Annotated in this window: 5 protein-coding genes; all 5 read left to right on the forward strand. The window is 53.2% G+C overall.

The window, feature by feature from the left end:
• Positions 1 to 72 precede the first annotated feature (72 nt).
• On the forward strand, positions 73 to 1,689 hold the full coding sequence (locus BM159_RS09980; protein ID WP_093914090.1) for a CTP synthase: 1,617 nt from the start codon (positions 73 to 75) through the stop codon (positions 1,687 to 1,689).
• Positions 1,690 to 2,055: 366 nt separating this feature from the next.
• Complete coding sequence (locus BM159_RS09985; RefSeq protein ID WP_093914091.1) at positions 2,056 to 18,174, forward strand: leukotoxin LktA family filamentous adhesin; 16,119 nt, start codon at positions 2,056 to 2,058, stop codon at positions 18,172 to 18,174.
• Between the two features lie 107 nt (positions 18,175 to 18,281).
• On the forward strand, positions 18,282 to 19,280 hold the full coding sequence (locus tag BM159_RS09990; RefSeq protein ID WP_093914093.1) for a P1 family peptidase: 999 nt from the start codon (positions 18,282 to 18,284) through the stop codon (positions 19,278 to 19,280).
• A 37-nt stretch (positions 19,281 to 19,317) separates the two neighbouring features.
• Positions 19,318 to 20,811, forward strand: a complete 1,494-nt coding sequence (gene preA, locus BM159_RS09995) for an NAD-dependent dihydropyrimidine dehydrogenase subunit PreA (protein WP_093914092.1) — start codon at positions 19,318 to 19,320, stop codon at positions 20,809 to 20,811.
• Between the two features lie 345 nt (positions 20,812 to 21,156).
• Positions 21,157 to 21,422: hypothetical protein (locus BM159_RS10000; RefSeq protein WP_143089428.1), on the forward strand; the 266-nt coding region annotated here is incomplete at its 3' end.

Below are 21,422 nucleotides of genomic sequence, written 5' to 3' on the forward strand. Positions count from 1 at the left end.
CGCGGAAAAGCGGGGCATCATTCCACCTTCGGAAAAACAAACTACTGAATCAGAAGGGACGGGTACAGTTCAATGGCAACAAAGTACATTTTTGTAACAGGCGGCGTGGTTTCTTCTCTCGGAAAAGGAATTACGGCAGCTTCTCTGGGACGTTTGTTGAAGAGCCGGGGCTATAAGGTTACGGTACAGAAATTCGATCCTTATATCAATATCGATCCGGGAACCATGAGTCCGTATCAGCACGGTGAAGTGTTCGTGACGGATGATGGAGCGGAAACGGATTTGGACCTGGGCCATTATGAACGTTTTATTGATATCAACCTGTCCAAAAGTTCCAACGTGACTACCGGTAAAATTTACCAGTCCGTTATTACAAAAGAACGCCGGGGCGATTACCTGGGCGGTACGGTGCAGGTCATTCCCCATATTACCAACGAGATAAAGTCCCGGGTATTCCGGGTCGGCAACAATGACAACGCTGATTTTGTCATCACCGAAATTGGCGGTACGGTAGGCGATATTGAAAGCCTGCCTTTCCTGGAAGCTATCCGTCAGGTAAAAAAGGATGTGGGTAAAAACGACGTATTGTACATTCATGTTACGCTGGTTCCCTATATCGGCGCGGCGGGTGAACTGAAAACGAAGCCAACCCAGCACAGCGTCAAGGAACTGCGCAGCATCGGTATTACACCGGATATTCTGGTGTGCCGCAGTGAGCATCCCATGTCCGAGGACATGATCGCCAAGCTGGCCATGTTCTGCGATGTGGACAAGGAAGCGGTCATCCAGAACCTGACAGCTAAAAGCATTTATCAGGTTCCGCAGCTGCTGGAAGAGCAGCACATGGATGACATCGTGCTGCAGAAACTGGATATGCCTTTGAAACCGAAAGATATGTCCGGCTGGCATGATATGGTTGCGCGTATCCTGAAGCATTACGACCGGAAAGTGACCATTGCGGTGGCTGGCAAATATGTGGAACTGCAGGATGCTTATATCAGTATTACGGAGTCATTGAAACACGCGGCCCTGCATAATGAGGCGGAACTGGATATCCGCTGGGTGAATGCGGAGAAAATCGAAGCTCCCGGTACAGATCTGGACAAAGTCTTCGAAGGGGTGGACGGTATTCTGGTACCCGGCGGTTTCGGAGACCGGGGCATCGAGGGCAAAATTTCTGCCGTACGTTATGCCCGGGAGCATAAGATTCCGTTCTTCGGCATCTGCCTTGGCATGCAGTGTGCTGTCATCGAATTTGCACGGAATATCTGCGGCATGCAGGACGCCAACAGCAGCGAATTTAAAGCGGAGGTTCCGGCGGTCATCGACCTGATGCCGGATCAGGTGGATATTGAGGATAAGGGCGGTACCATGCGGTTGGGCCTGTACCCCTGCAAAGTTTATCCCGATACCCTGACGGATAAGGCCTATGGCCAGCCGCTGGTATATGAACGCCACCGCCACCGTTACGAATTCAATAATGAATACCGGGATGTACTGACGAAGAATGGTCTGGTGCTGGGCGGCATTTCCCCGGATAACCGTCTGGTGGAAATTGTGGAGCTGCCCCAAAGCGAGCATCCGTGGTTCCTGGGCTGCCAGTTCCATCCGGAATTCAAATCCCGTCCTACGAAAGCCCATCCGCTGTTCCGCGATTTCATCGCGGCGGCACTGCAGTATGGGAAATAAACAAGCATTGCCCTCACTCTGAAAACCTTTTGGAGTGGGGGTGTTTTAATTAAAAGAGTGGTTTTTACTTTATAGAAATCTGCTGTCTGTGCCGCCCGGCTTTTACGGGCGGTTTTTTGTTTGCGCTAAGGGGACGATGCTGTGCGGTTTGTGAATGTTTTTAAAATGCCGGAAAGGGAAGGTTTTTTGTGTAAGAAACAATAAAAATGTAACAATATGGTAGCTTTTGCCATATTTTTGTTATGCTTTTTATGTTATAATAAAATAGTAATATTGTAATATGGATTATTATGGCTTATACAATACTGACTGAACGCGGTCGCTTATAATTTTGTTCCATTGTTTTTCCCGGGGGAGGGCTAATATATGAATAAAGCGTATAAAGTAATCTGGAGTTATGCGAGAAACTGTTACGTAGTGGTTGCGGAGATTGCGAAGAACCATGGTAAAAATAACGTAAAATCCATCGTCAGCCAGCTGGCGACACATGCGCAGGCAACGGCAGGCCATATTTATGCGGCAACGGTGGCACAGGCAGGCATTCGGGAGCGTGCTTTCGAGATTTGCCGTCCCCGTACGGCAGCCCAGTGGATCGTGCCGCTGATGACGGTGGGTATTTTGCTGCAGGCTGCGCCCGGTTTCGCTTCCGTCATTAAGGATGCAGACAACAAGTCCCTGACCTCGGATGGGAAGGTACATGATATCTATGCCCAGCAGATATTGAGCAATGACAGGGTTAATTTTGGCTATAACCGTTTCAAGGAATTCAAAATTACCCAGGGTGATATTGCCAATATGTATTTTCATCTGCAGGGTCATCCGGAGACAAAGTCCGAAAATTTGGTGAACCTGGTCAAAAGCAAAATTGATATCCAGGGTACGGTGAACGCAATCAAGGACAACCGCATCGGCGGCAATTTATATTTCCTGAGTGCTGACGGCATAGCCGTTGGCAATACCGGCGTCATCAACGCGGCCCGTTTTGTGGGCATGGTGCCTGATTCCGATAATTTTACCGGCAAGGTGGGTACCAGCGGCATGTGGGGCAGCACGACGCAGATGGCCTACCAGTTCGAGCACTACATTTCGAATTTTGGAAAACGCAATGCCGCGGGAGAGTTTAGCGTGATGCGCACCGAATGGGCCGAGCAGGAGGAGTTAAAGGGCTTCAAGCTGGCTTCGAACGGGAAAATTGAAATCGCGGGACAGGTGAACACCCGCAGCGGCATGCTGCTGGGCGCTGCCCACATCGACATTAAAAACGGCGCCCTTTTGCGGGGAAACAAAAATATTGACTTTACCAGCCTGGTGAATGCTAAGGACGCCAGCGGTAATGTGATTACGAAAGCAACGCTTTCAAACGTGGGAATGACGGCTGTATCCGATGATAAAAGCGGCGATGTGATTTTACGGGCCGCGACGGAACACAATAATACTTCCCTGTATTCGCCCACGATTGATGCGATTTTAAATACTACGCTCGATGCCAAGGTAGATATGGACGGCACGATAGAGACCGACGGAAAAGCGGATATTTCGGCCAGCGCAACGAATAAGTTTGACAGCACTAAATTTACGTGGACCGATATGGCAGTGGATGTCGGGAAAGATTTGCTCAGGGATTTGCTGGGCTTGAATATAAATGCCGCCGGGGCGCAGAAAAACACTACCGCCCAGGTGAACCTGAAAGAAAACGGCAATATTAAGGCGGCAGGCGATATAACCTTGCAGGCGGACGCATCTACGACAATCAAGTTGGAGGCCAAGGTCAGACCGGCTAAGGCGGATGGAACCACTTCGGCGATGCCGGTTGCGGCGGCTACTGTTGGCATTGTGAAAAACAAGGCGTTGGTGGATGTGAAGGGGGACATTATTTCCACGGCGGGCGACGTGGCCCTGAAGGCGAACGCCAAGACAGATGCCGGACTGAAAACCATGGCGTTGACGCCTTACACCGGCTACGGAGCGGATGGGGACAAAGGCAATGCCATCTATGTGGGGATATCATGGCTGACTGGCGATAACCTGGCCCAGATCGATGTTGACGAGGGCAAAAATACCATTACGGCTAAAGCGGGAGACTTTTCGACGAAAGCTCACGCGACCAGCGAGTTGTCGGCCGGCAGCTATGTAGAGGGCGCGGATAAGACCTTTGCGTCTACGTCTGTAACGGTGCTGGATTTTGATACTGCGACCAATGTGAACATCAGGCGGTCCGTAGAGGCCAAGTCGGTGAAGGCCACGGCGGAAAACGAGATCGCCGGTATGAGTGTGGCCGCAGAAGATGCCAATGGCGAGGGAGAAAAGCCCTATATTGACTTTGTTCTGTTAAGCCAAACGAAAGGCGATAAGGTTGCCAACAAGCTGAAAGAAAAATTTCACTGGAACGGGCTTGTAAACGGAGGCAAACTGGCAGGTCTGGAGAATGCCTTTGACACTGCGCAGGGATATATTACGGCTGGCGCCGCCGTGGCGGTGGTGGACAGCGTCAACAGTGCCGCAGTTACCGTTGCGCCCGGCGTGACCCTGAAGGCTACCGGAGACGCTGTCAAAAAGGATGCCAATGGTAAGGCGGTCCCCGGCGGGGATGTGACACTGGAGGCAAACTCGCACATTGACAGCCTGCATCATTCTTTGCAGGGATGGGCTAATGAGCAGGATGCGGACACTGCGTCCAAGGTTACGGTTGCGACCTCCGTCCTGTATAGCAATATCGAAAACGACGCCAAAGTGGAATTGCAGGGGGCGACGGGGAACCAAAAAGGCGCTTCCCTGGTTTCTGAAAAGGGAAGCGTGAACCTGAACGCGACGGGCAAGCAGATCTACGACGCGGCAGAGCCGTTTAAAAATGTAGCGGACCGCGCGGTAAAGATGTGGAAGATATTAAAGAATTTTGGATATCAGTTCCCGGAACTGGCCAATCTGGAGTCCGATACCGTGAAGGTGCAGAAGCTGCTGGAGGACGGAAAAGTCAAAACGGAAACAGACCGGGCTTCCTTCTGGGATTTTTGCGATTCGCTGAAGAACTTCTTAAAAAAAGAAGGGAAGAACGTTAGCAAACTGAGCAGTGAAGCAAAAAAGATGGTTCAGGATTTGTCCTACTGTCTGAGCCCGTCCAGCTATACCAACTACTATGTGCGCAGTTACATGGTGGATTCCCAGGACAGCGGATCCGCCAATCTGGATGTGGCAGCGTCTGTTAATATTGCCAGACTGCATAACAAGGGAATCGTATCCCTGGGAGAAAAGGCGAATATTTCCGCCGGGAAGAATATTAAGGTTGATACCCTGGCGGATACCGATGTGGTGACGGCCACCGGCTACGGTGGGGAGTTTTTTGCCATGTCGGAAAGCAATGGCAACGCTGCAGGGGCTACCGTAGCCGTACAGGATTTTATCGGCGACAGCCTGATCCTGTCCGGGAAAAATGTGACGCTTGCAGCAAATACGGCCGGCAAGGACAGCGGCAACATTGCCCTGAATGCCAAAAACGAAATGATCCAGACCGGCATCATCCTGAGTGCCGGCAAGGCGGACAAGAACCTGAGCGTCACTGGTTCCCTGAGCCTGCTGACGGGGGGCAGCAACACACTGGTACTGCTGGACGATGAAACAACGGTCAAGGCAGCAGGAATCTTTTCCATGGGGGCCGACAGCAAGACTACGGTGACCAATGTGGTCGGGGGTCTGGCCCTGGGAAGCGCCCGTACCAATGCAACGGTGGGCGCCGGGGTGGCGGTGAACCTGCTGGATGTGAACAGCATTGCCATGATCGGCGACACCGGTTCGGACGCATCCAGGACTGTGACGGATACAGACACGGACGAGTTTAAGAAAAAGAACGTAGAAGAACAAAACAAGATCAAGGCGGAAAATGCCCTGGCCACCGCCCGCAAGGTGGCAGTCACAGAAGCCCAGGTGAAACGGATGGGCACGGATTTTTCCCTGACTACAGAAAAACTGACATCTTCTCTGGGGACAAAAACCGTTGCAGGGGCAGCCAAAGGCGTGATATCAGCCGGAGACGTTTCTGTGACGGGGAACAGCAACGGAACCTTGAACGCCGTGGGCATTGAGGGCGCGGAGGCTTCGGAAAGCCACGCCGGGTTTGATTTTCTCACCAACTGGGATAAGAAAGGCAACTACCTGCGGGACCAGATGACGGACGCCGGCAAGAATGTGGTGGGCTTCCCACTTGACAGGATTAAAAAGATAGCCAGTGAGAATGTTCAGCTAAGAAAGACATGGGATTTTGGCCAATACCAGCCGGTGCAGCCCGCTAACGATAATGCGTCGGAAGCATCCTTCAATGCTACGGCGGCGGCCAGCGTGGCCTGGAACAAGGTGGACAGCGAGACGGCATCCGTCATCAGCGGCGTCAATGTGGATCTTCGCAAGCAGAAGGAAGCAGACAAGGCAGGTTCTCTGGTCAATACAGCGGCGGACGATGTTTTCAGCGGGGCCTGGGCCGGCGCGGCGGCGGTGAACTGGTTTACCGGCGCAACCGGGGCGGCTGCCAACAACAATGCAAAAAAAGGCGCGCTGGGCACCGCGCTGGCGGTCAACCATCTGAACCGGAACGCAGATGCACTGATGCTGTCGTCCCAGATTTCCCAGGCAGGTAACATTAAGAACACTGCTATCCGGAACGGTTCGGAAGCAGCTGCGGCCCTGGGCCTGGCGGTGACGAACGACAGCCAGGGGACCAGTACGGATGTCAGTGTCTCTTTCGGTCTGGCCATGAACAAGGCAAATACCGGCGCCCATGCACTGCTGATAGACACAAACTCCAAGTATGAAGGAAAAGCCGATAATATAACCTATACAGGCGGTACTGACCTGGAAAACAGTGCCTATGACGGCGATATCCAGGTGTCCGGAGGCTTAGATCTGGCCTGGGTCAAGACGGATCAGGCGGGAACGGGCATCGCAGCCGGCATGACTGCGGCCGTCAGCGAAATCAATAACGATATCCAGAGCGGCATTCAGGGGGGCTCCTACACGGGTCTTTCCAATCTGCTGGTGGCCGGCGAGGACGCCCTGACACAGGTGAACGCGGCGGCAGGTCTGGGCTTTTCCCGGTCGGAAAAGGGCGTTGCGGCAGCGGGGTCGCTGGCCTACTCGGACCTGAAGAATACCAACCGCAGTTTTATTTCCGGCACAGAGACCGTGAAGGCTGCCGGCGCTGTGACGGTGACCAGTCAGGATATTTCCGGCAAAAAGGAGAATCAATATAAAAAATACCTGGAAGACCGCAAGGTGGATGCTACCGGGCTGGGATACCTGAGCAGTGAGACGACGAACAAGCTGGGAACAGGGATTGCGGCCGGCAGCGCCATTGTCAACGTGGCGGCAGAGATTTCCGAAGGGAAGACGAACGCGGCCGGCGCGGCGCTTTCGGTTAATAATGTGACCAACAAGTTCAACGCTGACATTACCAATAATAAGATCCTGGAAGCAGGTTCTGTCAAGGCGGCTGCGGACGTGCATACCAACATCGTGTCTGTGGCAGCGGGCGTCAGTGTCAGCGAAGCGGATTGGGGCGGTGTGGGTTCCCTGTCCTTTAACGATTTGGACCAGGATAATATTGTGTCTGTCACCGGAAACCGTAACGGTACAGCTGCAAACAGCGGTATCACTGCCAATACGGTTAAAGCCGTGGCGAAGAACACCAGCCACATCGTCAACGTCACAGGCGACTTTGCCGGAGGTAAGAATGCGGTGGGCTTAGGTATTGCCTATAATCGCATGGATGACACCACGGGTGTGTACGTCGGGAACAACCAGATTCGGGCGAAGGATGCGGCGAAAGGTGTGGACATATCCCTGGACGCGTCAAATGACGCCTATGCTCTGGCCCTGTCCCTGGGTGCTGCGGCAACTTACAAGGATGATGGCAATGTAGCAGCCCATGGCAACTTTGGTATTAACCGGGGTCATAACGATACGATAGCTGTCATAGGGGAAGATAAAGACGGGAAGAAAGGAAGCAGCAAGGATAAGATTACCAACGCCTCTTCCGTGACGGTAAAGGCGACGGATAAAACCACAAAGACTACCGTAGCCGGTGCAGCGGAACTGGCAATTAAGGATACCACGGTAGCCTTAGGTGTCGGTGTGGCTTTAACGGAAAGTGACAAAGGATCCGCTGCCGGCGACGGCAAAGAGACCCTGCGGGCTGAAATCAACAACGCGGATATCACCACGGTGAAAAAGGACGGAAAGGCTCCTGAAATCCGTGCCATCACTTCGGACACCTCCAAAGCGACTACGGTGGCTGTGGGCGCAGGCCTGGTTAAAAGCGCGAAATTCGCCGCCCAGGGCATAGGGGCGGACGCCAATATCTTCAAAAACAATACCGCTGGCCTGAAGGATACCACCGTTGATAAAGACGGCGGCAGCAAGGCGGCGCTGGTGACCGTGAAAGCGGATACTTCTTCTACCCTGAAGACCGGAGCAGCGGCTTTGCAACTTGCCGGGCCGGATACCTTCCTGGCCGGTGTAGTGGCAGTAGGAGTGAACCGCATCAAGGATACCACCACCGCAGGTGTGACCTATACGGATAAACAGAACGCCGCGGCCATGAATGTTGGTAACCTGGATATCAACAGCGCGTCCCAGGGGGATATTCTCAGTGTGGCCATGGGCGCTTCCGTTGCTGTAAAAGGAACAGCGGCCGTCGGCGGTTCCGGCAGCCATAACTACATTGAGAACAATGCCACGGCGAAAATAGAAAAAGCAAATATCAGCAGCGCAGGCAATGTGGGCGTGGTGGCCCGAAGCGACGAAGCCATCTCCAACTACGCGGGCGTGCTGGACGTGGCTGCGGGTGGCCAGGGCGTTTCCGCTGCAATCGGTGTAACGGGGTCCAATAATAAAATCAACGGCAATACTGCCGCCCTTATCAGTGACAGTACGGTAGCTGCGGCCGGCAGCGACAGCAATAAGATTAAGACTGCCGGCAAGCTGAAGGACAATACGGATGACGAAAAATACCTGATTGACGGCGCCGTAAGCAGGAACACCTGGTCCAGCGGATCCTTCACGGAAGGCGAGGGGGATAATAAAAAATACGGCGTCAGCAGATTGCAGAAGGGCCGTGTGGTAGAAGAAAAGAGCGGCATGGTTGTGGACGCTTCCTCAACCCACTCCATTGCTTCCGTAATGGCTAACGGTGGAGTGGCGGTGGGCGCTGGAGACAGCGGCATAGGTGTTTCCGTGGCTGGGGTGATCAACCTGAACGAAATCGCCGGTTCCACCACGGCGAAGGTGTTGAATTCAAAGCTTAACACAGCAGACAAACGCAGCGATGTGACCGTCCATGCGGCGGATTACACCAACGTGGCGGAATTCAGCGGCGCGGCATCCGTGGGTGTCGGCAGCAACGCAGGTATCGCAGCTGGCTTTACCGGTACTGTCAACGAGGTGAGCCGGATAACGGCGGCCGGTATTTCCACGTCTTCTGCCAAATGGAACGATACAAGGAAATACTACGAAAGCAGTGATACCGGTAAAGATAAAAATACCGTTTACGCTAAAAAATTTAATGTGACCGCAGATGCCAAACAGGCCATGTCCTCCTTTAACGTGGCCGGCGCCATAGCGGGCAGCGCTACGGCTTCCATTGCCTCCGGCGACAACGTAAATATCAACCGGATGAACAGCTCCACCCTTGCCACGGTGACCAACGCTACTGTAGATTACTCTCAGGATGCGAAGGTAGAAGCCAGCCATGAGGATAGGATTTACAACCTGAACGTGGACGCAGGGTTGGCTATTGGTGCCGAAGGCTTTGCCGGTTCTCTGAACATGGGCGTTGGCCTGGTGAAAGAAAATTCTGCTGTGACCGCCAATGTGGAGAACAGCGATATCAAAGCCAACGACAAGGCCAGGGGCAGTACGGCAAAATCCACTCTGTCTGTAGGCGCGTCCAACAACACCAGACTGGAGGCCCAGCTGGTTTCCGTGGGCCTGGCGGCAAGTCTGTTCAGTGGCAGCGGGGCCGGCAGCGTGGCGGTGAATAATATTGACAGCAAAGTGACCAGCCGGATCGCAGGCAGCACTCTGGAAGCGGATACCATTAAAGTGGATACGGCGAATACCATCAAGGTCAAGGACATTACCGGCTCTGGCGGGGGCGGTCTGTGGGTGGGCATAGGCGTGGGCGTTGATGCCAGCACCTTAAACGACAGTGTCAGCACCATTGTAGACAAGAGTTCCCTCAAGGCAAAGGACACTCTGACCGTGAACACGAAGACACAGCGTGACGTTGACGCTACCGTGGCCGGGGTCGGCGCCGGCGGGCTCGTCGGCGCTGCGGTGAATGTGGCGGCCGTTACGGTAAATGACGGGATCAACAGTCTGGGAAAATCCAAGGATGCTGATGGAAAAGAGACTTCCTTCAGCCATACGGACGCCGTTAACAAGGCAATCGGCATCGTCAATGACAATACCAAGCGGGACCTTTCCGAAAACTTCTACGGCATGACCGATGCGGAAAAGAAGGTAATGCGGGAAAAGGTAAAGGCTGACGCCGACACCAAGGATAAGAAGTATGTAACCGGCATCGGCGTGCATACCTATGTGCAGAATGGCTCCACACTGGAAGCCGCCAAGGGCGCCCTGACCGTGAACAATACCGAACTGAACGATGCAGAACTGAATGGCGGCAGCGGCTCCCTGGGGGCAATAGAGGTAAACGTAGCGGATACGGTTTACCACCTGAATCAGTTGAATGATATTTCAGTAAAGGATTCCACCGTGAAAGGCGCCAGCGTGACCCTGGCGACCCGTCAGGGCAATGTGACGGAAAATAAGGAAGACGCCATCCATCTTCGTACGGTGCAGGCGGGACTGGGCATCGTGGGCGTCGGCGTAGGCTACGCGGGACTGACCACAAAGGGCAATACCGGTATTACGGTCGACCACGGAACACTGACCGCCACCAACGGCGACCTTACTGTGAAATCCAGCGATTCCGCGCAGAGCAAAGTCAATATGATCGGTGTGTCTGCCGCCGGTGTGGCGGTGCCTGTCAGCGTGGCTCATAATACGAATATCGCAAACAATTTTGTAACCGTAAAGGGCGGCAGCAAACTGCAGGCAGAGACAACGAAGACGCAGGAGGTAACTGGCAGTGGCGGAAAGAAGACAACGGAAAAGATTCCGGCCTCTGTCAGCCTGCTGACAGAGCGGACAGGCCGGGTAGCGGCTAAGACTACCGGCGTAGGCGTAGGCGGAGGCGCCGTGGTCGTGAACACGGCCAAGGCCTATGATAAGAGTACGTCTGCTGTTTCCGTGGAAAACAGTGGTAATACTTTTACTTCGGATGCCATGAAAATGGAAGCGGTCAACGCCCCTGCGGTTATGGCGGAAGCTGGTGGTACGGGAATCGCCCTGATTGGCGTTTCCGTCATGCAGAGCAATGCGGAGGCCTACTCTGCAGCCAAAGTAGATGTGGCAGACAGCAACAAGCTGCTGGGCGATGCGGTACTGGTCCGGGCAGTTATCGGTAAAGAAGGGACGGACATGACCTATGCCGACACCCGGGCAACCAGCGGCACCATTGTTGGGGTGGCACCCAACAAGGCCAAGGCCATTACGGCAACTACGGCCAGTGTGAATATGGGCTCGGAAACCTACAAGACGGAAACGAAGGAAAAGACTACAGACGAACAGGGGCAGGAAAAGGAAACTACGGTTAAAGGTTCTTATACCGATCTGGCCCTCATCACCCAGAACAATGCCAGCCGCAGGGCTACCCTGGGTAATACGACTATAGGCCTGCTTGCCTCTGTGGGCTTCGGCGACGCAAAAACGGAAGGTAATGATAAGAGCCTGGTAGAGGCCAGAGGCGGCAGCAACGGCCAGACTGTAAAACTGCAGAACCTGAAAATCGACGCAGGCGGCGCCAACACGTCCAAGGGCTTTGCGGACGGAGATTCCGGCGGTATCCTGGCTGTGGGTGCATCGGCTACCATTACAATGAATACCAAAACGACAAATACCGCTTCCCTGGCCGGCGCATGGGATGTAACAGGCAACGCGGATATCGCTTCCAACCAGCAGGTTACCTCCAAGGGCACATCCAAGACCGGTGCCGGCGGCCTGATAAGCGTTACCTGGGCCAACTCCGACAACCATGTGGAGATGGATACCAAAACCGAAATCAAGGAAGGTGCGCAGCTAAACGCAGGAAAGAGTTATGTACTGGCGGCGAACAAGACGGTTACCGGTGCCTATGACGGGGAGACTTGGAACAACCACATGAACGTGGGCGGTGTGATCCAAGTTGCGCCGGATGTAAAATCTGAACAGGAGATAACGGACAAAGCCAATGTGATCATCGGCAAAAACGCCAAAGTGAACACTGTCAGGGGCCAGGTTTACGACGCATATAGCGATATTGACATGCATAACAAGGTGGAAGGCAAGGCCGGCGGCGCATTCGAACATGAATATGTATACAGTGATAATTTTGTCACTTCCACCAATAAGGTTACCGTGAACAATGGGGCGGTCCTGGAACAGGATGGCGCCTTTGAGGACGGCAGCGATATTACCCTCAGCAGCAGCGACAAAATCAAGATAGATGGGGCGGCGGAAGTCTATATCGGTGGTTTCGAAGGTACAGTAGGCGCCGAGGTGGATAACCGGGTCACCCGTAATAACGGCGTGGAAGTGAACGGAAAGCTGGCCAGCTCACATGATATCAACCTGTATGCCGGCTCTGACGTGGACGGGGCAGATGCGGAACTGAATATTAAAAGCCTGGCGGAAGCCCATAACAATACAGTTCTCTCTTTTGATACCGCACCGGAAGTCAAGCTGGACCTGAAGAACAACCAGCAGGTGAAGGTGGGTGCTTCCGGCAGCGCAACTTCCGTGCGTAATATCAACCTGGGGGCAGACAATGGCAGCGAAACCTTTAAGAAAGACGTGGTAAAGGTAGTCAATCTGGTTGCCGGCAAGAACAAAGAAGACAAAGTGGTCACCAATGCCCCGGGCAAGTCGGATATCAAAGAGACCAACAACAACTTTGTAAACGTGGAAGGCGCTCTGAAGGCAGGCATCCACAATAAGGTGAACATTACCATTACCGGCAGCGCCGTACCCGAAGCAGGCGGAGTCTCGCCGGTAAGCGGGCAGTCTAAGCTGGTCATTGATACCAAAGGCTCCAGTGAAAACTTCAACAAGGACGATATTAAGACCGGCGATATGGATTATGCTACCCAGCTTGGGGTACAGTTGGCTGCGGTGGAAGCCCTGATCAAGGAATACAGCACCGGTACGGACACCAAGAGCATGGCATCTTATCTGGGTTATGTGCAACAGCGGCAGCGCATCCTTGACGAGCTGGACAAACGGGGGCTCTTTGACCTGGAAAAAGGTACGGATGGCAAGACTGTTAAAGTCTACAAGACCAACGGCTTTACCATCCGTTATGTGGAGATTCCGGAAATCACTGCCAGCGGCGGCAACATTACGGTCCAGTCGGAAAACCTGTACGGGAAAGGCAAGCTGGAAGCCAACGGCGCGCCCCAGGTGACCATTACCAACAACTCTAACGCTTACCTGAAGCTGGACGGGATCCAGATTAAAGACCCGGGTGGGGAAATCCGCTTCCGGGGTACCGGTACGGCCCTGACCAGTGTAGCGAAAAACGAGGATGTCAACGGACTGAACAAAGACAAAAAGAAGCAGGCGGCCTTCGTTATCTTCAGGAATGATACGGCAGGCAATCGGGCCAGCGTGATTAAGGTTACTAACGAAAATACGACGGGGACTTCTGTTCTGGTAAAGGATTCTACCGGTAAGCAGGGTACCTATACCCCCATTACCGATGTGGCTGTAGTGGGTGATTTGAACAACTATGCCGGGGATATCCGCATTAGCAACAGCAGCGGCTCTATAACCATTGGCGGCACGTCGAAAGGTGCTAACATTACCGGCCGGACGGTACAGCTTACCGCTAAGGACAGCATCTCCCAGGACTATGTGGACGGTATTGTAAATATCGGCGGGCGGCCCCAGGACCTGAACGCGGATGAGGTGGATACGAACATAAGGAGGGTTAAAGAAAACATTCTGAAGGATAAGACGGCGAACAAGACAGAAACTGAGACGGAAGGAATCACCCAGACAGCTTCGGACATCACTAATGCAGAGCTGGGGCGTATCGCCGGGGACAGTGTATATATTGCTGCAGCGGATATTAACGTAAACGGCCTGATTCAGAGCGGCTACAGCAAGTATGAGGCCGCGGTTGACGACGATGCGCTGCGTAATATTGACAAGGTCAAGACGCCTGACCGGGCGGTTACCGTTCAGGGCCGTACTATGTACAAGGTGAACGACGGCGGGAAGCCTGTTTATGATAAAAGTATCGGCGGATTCAAATATGTTGTACAGGTATATTATGATCCCCAGACCGACCGGTTGCTGGTAGAGGACATTGATACCAAAGGCGGCAAGGTCTACCTGACGGGCCGGATTTCCAGCACGGGCAACGGCAGAATTCTCGCAGCGGACGGCGGTGCGGACATTTTCGTTACCAATAATTCTGTCTATGGCCTGGACGTAGGCAAGGTGCTCAATAACAACATCGAAGGCAAGATCACCATTACCGATCTGGCCAGGGATATCTGGACGGAATATACCCGCTCCACCACCAGAACCATTGCCAGTTACAGCCAGTATGCCAAAGACAGTGCAGCAGCGGAAAAAGCTGCAAAGACAACGGCCGGTATCGGTTACAACAGCGACGCCACGCCATCAGGCACATACAAGGTGAAGGAAGGCCTCCGTTATAACTGGACCCTGGGCACGGAAACCGGCACCACGAAGTATTACCACAAAGTCCAGAACTCTCTGTTCTGGGGCGCTCTGGATACCACCAGCAGCCAGTCCAAACTGAAAGAACTGGAAAGCAGCAGCGAAGCGAAAGAGATAAATAAGGGCAGTACCCGCAATCTGGGCAATGGTACCTTTATAGATGTAATCAACGACACCGAATACGGAAAGAAGCTGAACGGGAAGGAGTTTGGCGCGGTCTACGAAAACCGGGTCACCAGCTCTACCCGCACTGTAACCGGAAACTGGAAAGAAAGCGGCAATGCATGGGCGCTTTGGTCCAATCCTAAATACCATCTGGAATGGACCACCAAGACCGGCTCCAGTCAGTCTTACACTTTCTCCCTGAAGGCGGACCGGGATATCGGCATCGGCTTCATCGGCAAGGAAGTCGGCAGCATCTCCCTGACCGGTACCAACAAGGATGGTTCCGGTATTAATCTGACGGATACGATTAAAAACAATACGGTCAATGCCTTGCTGACCATCCATACGGCGGCAGGCAGCATCGTCCAACAGGGGGATACGGCACTGATCACCGGGAAGGCGGACCTGCAGGCTGCGAATAATATTGAAAATATCCATATTACTTCATTGGGTACCCGCACCGCCAGCGGGGACGGGCAGACCTTTACCACCTCGGACAAGGTGCTGCTCAGCGCGGTTTCCGCCCAGGGCGGCAATATTGATGTAACTGTCCGGGGCGGTACAGCGGAGGGTCAGGCCCTGCCAGGCAATGTAGAGATTCAGAAGCTGGAGAGCCGCTCCTACGGAAAAGATGGCACAGGCGATGTGACGCTGCAGGCGGACGGCGATATTACCCAGTCGGGTTCGGAAATTGCCGTGACAGGAAGGGAAATCGACTTGACCAGCGTCAATGGTGGCATCGGCACGGCAAAGCAGGCGCTGATAATGCGATCCCAGGCGGAAGCTTATGGCTTTAAACCGGATTCTGCCAATGTGGACGCCAGTGCGAAAAAGGATATCTATCTGACGGAAGAAAAAGGCGATATGCGGATTGGCTCTATCGTGTCCCGTGAGGGCGACGTGACCCTGACGGCGAAGAACGGAAAGCTGCTGGACGCCCTGCCCCAGAGAGAGAACAGCAACAATATGGAAGAGGACGATCTGGTGCGGCACTGGATCGATGCCGGGCTCATCGCCGGTACGGAGAATTATGAAGGCGCATATATCAAAAGCCTGAAGCAGGATGCGGCCAATTACAAGACCCGGGTTGAAATGCAGTTTGCCCTGTTTACCGGCGGGGAAGCCAGCGCGGCAGTGAAAGAAATGTTCACCAAAGGGGACGGTACTGCCTATACCAGCGTTGAGGACTATCTGGCTGCGGATAAGTACTACCAGGCTATCGTGGATAAATATACCCATCCGAATTTTGCCTGGACAAAAGATCAGCTGCTTTACTCCATCCGCAACGCCATCGTCAATAAGGAAAGCGGCGTTACCACCGAAACCCAGGGCAAGATGGCCAACGTACAGGGGAAAAATGTGACACTGGCCGCCAAAGGTGTCGGTATAAACAGCGGTGGTACGACCACCATTCTTGCCAGCGACCTTATCGGCGGCTCCGATGCGGCCATTGCCAACCTGAAAAAGCTGGCCAACGCAGACGCGGCGGATGTTACGATGAAGGATAAAAACGGCAATACCCTGTTTTTTGGTACGGATGCAGAGGGTAAACAGGCTGTAATCGCCCTGGATGCTACGGGGAATGTGACGCCGACAGACGGCACAGTGTACTCCTTTGTCATCGGCAATCTGAGTCCACTGGGCGTTAAGGCAACGGAAAAAGTGAATGTCGCTACCGTCGGTGAAAGCATATTTATCGCCGGCAGAAGCGATACAAAGGGCGTTTATTCTCCCCTTAATACCGGGGTGATCAATGCGGGCGAACAGGATGTGCGGCTGTACACCCAGGAAGGCATCTACAATGCCCTGCAGGGTAAGGACGCGGATCAGGCCAATATTAAAGCGAAAAATCTGATCGCCTATGGCGGAACAAAAGATATCGGTGCTGCTGATAAGTACCTGGGAGTGGACTTGCGGGGCTACCTCCAGAGCGCCAACGCGGATGACAGTATCTATATCAAAAATATGGGGACAGATAAGCTGTATGCAGGCTCCCTGTATGCGGGCCATACCCTTGCCCTTGACTCCCGGCCCGGCATCGAGAGAATCGATACGCTCGGGGACAAAAATTACGGCAGCGCATACCTGAATGCAGGGGAAAAAGTTCAGCTTACCACAGACGGTAAGCTGGGCTGGTTTGCCCCGCTGCGTATCCTCAATAACGGGGCGGAAATCATTCTGGAAGCGGATGAAGCCTCTATCAGGGGTGTCAACGGTCTCTTAGGGGATAAGGCGATAATGAACGTGGGCAATGTGAAAACAACCCACAAGGCAATCCTGCAAAGCGAAGGTAACCTGCAGCTTACGGGTAAGCTTTCGGCGGGTACCGATACCATGTTAGAGACTCTGGCAGGCGGTGATATCTATGTATCCGGCGACGTAAATGCGGAAAACGCTACGGTTCAGGTTAGCCCGGATAAGACCGACAAAGGAAAAAACGGCGATATTGTGGTGAACGGCAATATAATGGCCAGGAACCTGGCGGCGCTGCATAACAATACAGCGGAAGGCGGTATCTACATAAACGGCAGCGTTACTGGCGGAATTCTGGAAATGACCGGCAAGGACGGTGATATTGTAGCCGACGGTAAACTGGAGGCGAGCAAACAGGATCTTTCGATTACCAGCGAGACGGGAGATATTGATATCGGCGGCGACCTTGACGCAAAGCGGGACATGACGCTGAAGACCGGCGCGGACGGCAGCATTACCCTTTACAAGGACGAAAAGGTTAATGAAGTGATGAACATCCACGCGGGACGTAACATCAGCCTGCAAACGGATAATACCGATATCATCGTGGAAGGAAAGATAACTTCTGACTCCGGGAATATAACCGCTACAACACAAAAAGGCGATATCATCTTTGTGGGCAGAGTAAAAGCCGGAAAGAACATTACCGGCACCGTAAAAGAAAAAGGCGATGTCATTTATTCCGGTAATACAGCAGCAGGCAGGGATGTGAAAGCGACCACACAGAACGGCTCGATTGAGTATCTCGGCACCGTGGAAGCAACCGGTGGGGTTACTGCGGAAGCCGGGACCGGCTGGATTTGGTATGACGGTAAAGTGAGATCCGGCGGCGATGTGACTGCAACAATGGGGAACGGGACGATTGTCTATGCTGATTCTGTCAGCGCTGGCGGCAGTGTGGAAGCCAAAATCACTCAAAACGGGGATATCATTTATCTGGGAGTTGTAAAAGCAGGGCGAGACGTAATAGCAGACGCAGCCAGCGGGAATATTTTATATGGCAGCGATGTAAACGCAGGACGCAGTGTGATTGCTCATACCGGGTCAGGCAGCATTACGTATATGGGCAATGTAACGGCAGGCAAGGACCTGCCGGAACAGATCCGCAAAGGTTATGGGAAAATTGCCTATTACGACCGTTACGGGCTGGTCGGTTATGGTAAGGTAGACGGTTCTGTACCCGTACGTGATGCGAAACCGTCCGATATTAAGGTTACTGACATTCACAAATAATGAATGTGACAGAGGAGGGCATCATGCGAATCAGGACAGTATTACGCCACGCTGTTCATATGCTGACAGCATTTGTCCTTATGGCCAGCGGAAGCACAGTCCGGGCGATGGAAAACGGAAATACAGTAAGGGAAATTCCTTTTTCTTCGATAGAAGGGGTACGAATCGGTAACGCCCAGGATGACGTGGCCAAAACCGGTGTGACCGTCCTCTGTTTCCCGGCAGGAGCAAAGGCCGGGGTAGATATCAGCGGCGGCGGACCGGCGTCCCGGGAGACCCCCGTGTTAGATCCTACGAAAGAAAATATCGGAATCCATGCCATCGTTCTTTCCGGCGGCAGCGCTTACGGGCTGGCGGCCGCTGACGGTGTGATGCAATGCCTGGAAGAACATGATATCGGTTTTGATACCGGCTTCGCGCGGGTTCCGCTGGTGGTGCAGAGCTGTATTTTCGATCTTTCCTACGGCAGCGCCAAAGTGCGCCCGGATAAAAAAATGGGATACGACGCCTGTCTGGACGCCCTGAACAAGGGCAAGGCGATTAGCGGCTCCGTAGGCGCCGGTACCGGTGCAACGGTAGGCAAACTGTGCGGTATGGGGCAGTCCATGAAATCGGGTATCGGTTATCATGCAGTACAGATCGGGGAACTGAAGGTGGGCGCCGTGGTGGTGTTAAATGCGCTGGGAGATGTGTATTCTGTTGAAACCGGGCAAAAGATAGCCGGCCTCATGAACCGGGAGCGCACCTCGTTCCAGGACAGCGTTGCCGAGTTGTACCGCATCTCGAAGCCGGCGGATTTGTTTAACCGGACCAACACAACCGTCGGAGCCATTGTTACCAACGGAAACTTTGATAAAGCGGAACTGACGACCATTGCTGGACAGACAAGAAATGCGTTCGCCCGCGCGATTAAACCGGTGGGGACCCTGGCTGACGGGGATACCATATACGCCTCATCCTGCGGAAAACCGGTGCAGGCGGATGTTAACATGGCGGGAACGCTGGCGGCGGAAGTCATGGCCAAAGCGATAGAAAAAGCGATCATTGCATCCCGTATGGATGATAAGAAATATCTTTCCCATTGTTTGGGCCTGGTCTCAAAGTAAAGGAGTAATTGTTTTTTGAAGCTTATGAGGAGATACCGTGAAAAAGCAACAAGTCATACGAATCAAAGAAGAAGCCGGTCGCTGCCTGCTATGTCATGAACCGGTATGTAATGCGGGCTGTCCCCATGGGATTGATATCGGACGGATTGTACGGGCGCTGAATTTTGAGAACCGGGTAGGGGCCCGTCGGCGCCTGCCGGTTGTTCATTATTGCGAGAACTGCGATGCGCCCTGTGTGCAGGCTTGCCGTCGCGGTAAACTGGACGTACCGGTGAGGATCAAAGAACTCTTCTGTGATCTTTTTGCTCTGCATGTAGATGTGCCGAAAACCGAAGTAGACCTGTCCGTTGATTTTTGCGGCGTGCATTGTGAAAATCCGTTTTTTTTGTCATCTTCCGTAGCGGGAAGCAATTATGACATGGTGGCCAAGGCATTGTCCATGGGCTGGGGAGGCGTTGCCTTTAAAACGATTTCCCTTCTGGATATCCGGGAAGCATCACCGCGTTTTTCGGCTCTTTCCAAAGAAGGGCGCTCCTTTGTAGGCTTTAAAAATATCGAACAGCTTTCCGATCACACCTATGAGGAAAACCTTGGTTTTCTGCGCCGACTGAGACAGGATTTTCCCGGCAAGGTCATCATCGCTTCCATCATGGGGCGAAACGAAGCGGAATGGACCCGTCTTGCTGCCGATATGGAAACAGCGGGTGCAGACATGATTGAGTGTAACTTCTCCTGTCCTCAAATGGTGGAGGAAGGGCTGGGCGCGGAAATCGGTGAGAGTCCGGAACTGGTGGCCCGTTACACAGCAGCAGTACGAAAAGGCACCAGGCGCCCCGTGCTGGCAAAAATGACGCCCAACATCACTCACATGGAAATTCCGGCAAAGGCTGCTATTGCAGCAGGGGCAGATGGTATTGCGGCAATCAATACAATCCGCAGTATCATGAATATTGACTTGGATACCTTTTTGTCAGAGCCCGGGGTAAACGGGCAGAGTATTGAAGGCGGATATTCGGGTAAAGCCGTGAAGCCCATTGCTCTCCGTTTTATTAATGAGATGCGGAAAGATTCCGCCCTGGCAGAAGTTCCTATCAGTGGCATGGGCGGCATTGAAAACTGGAGAGATGCCATGGAGTTCCTGCTTATGGGTTGTGGAACCATCCAGATTGCAACGGCCGTGATGCAGTACGGCTACCGTATCATTGATGATCTGAAAGAAGGCCTCGGCGATTACCTGGCGCTTCGTGGTTTTACGCATGTGCAGGATATTGTGGGGCGGGCGCTGACATATATTGTATCGGCGGAGGATTTAGACCGTACCAGTATCCAATATCCGTGTTTTGTGCGCAACAATTGCATTGGCTGCGGGCGCTGCTATATTTCCTGCTTTGACGGAGGTCATCAGGCAATACGATTAGATACAGATGGTAAACCTGCACTGGATGTGCACAAATGTGTGGGCTGCCATCTGTGTATTCTGGTTTGCCCCATACAGGCCATAGAACCGGGGAAGCGGGTTCAGAAGAAATAAAAAGGGCGAAAACCACATTATAAACGGTAGTATCCAAAAACATTCTGCAAAATAATAACAGGAAACCTGAACAGGGTCGCGGATGGCCAGGATGTCTATTACACAGGCGGTGGGCCGGTTACGCTGACCTCGGAGCAGGGGAGCATTACTGAAACGGAAGACGGCGCGCTGAAAGCCGCCAGGGTTGATACGGTCAGCAAGGGGGAAGTAAAACTGACAAACGACCGGAACGAGTTCCGGTACTTTACAGCCAACGGCCTGCCTACGGATAAAACAGATGCAGACGGCAACCCGGTTAAGGTCATTGACGGCAGTGTAACGGTACGGACCCATGCGGGCAAAAACTTGCGGGCGGCTATTCCTGACGAGGTGCATGGCAATATTGCGCTCACTAATCTGGATGCAGGCGCCTTAACTGTCGAATCGGATCTTGTGACCAAAAAAGGAAAGAATGGCGAAGCCGGTACAGTTACTCTGGAGCAGGAGGGAGAAATCACTGTTGACGGCAATGTGAATGCAAGTTCTGATGTGAAGGCCGTGAACTCGGACGGAGACATCTTATTTTTGGGCAGCGTAACCTCAGGCGGTTCTGTTTCTGCCAAAACAGATAC

This window comes from Succiniclasticum ruminis DSM 9236, assembly GCF_900112895.1.
Taxonomy (GTDB): domain Bacteria; phylum Bacillota; class Negativicutes; order Acidaminococcales; family Acidaminococcaceae; genus Succiniclasticum; species Succiniclasticum ruminis.

Bases quoted from the DNA above. Each gene is read 5' to 3' on its own strand.
- BM159_RS09980 (WP_093914090.1), top strand. From the start codon at position 73: ATGGCAACAAAGTACATTTTTGTAACAGGCGGCGTGGTTTCTTCTCTC.
- BM159_RS09985 (WP_093914091.1), top strand. From the start codon at position 2,056: ATGAATAAAGCGTATAAAGTAATCTGGAGTTATGCGAGAAACTGTTAC.
- BM159_RS09990 (WP_093914093.1), top strand. From the start codon at position 18,282: ATGGAAAACGGAAATACAGTAAGGGAAATTCCTTTTTCTTCGATAGAA.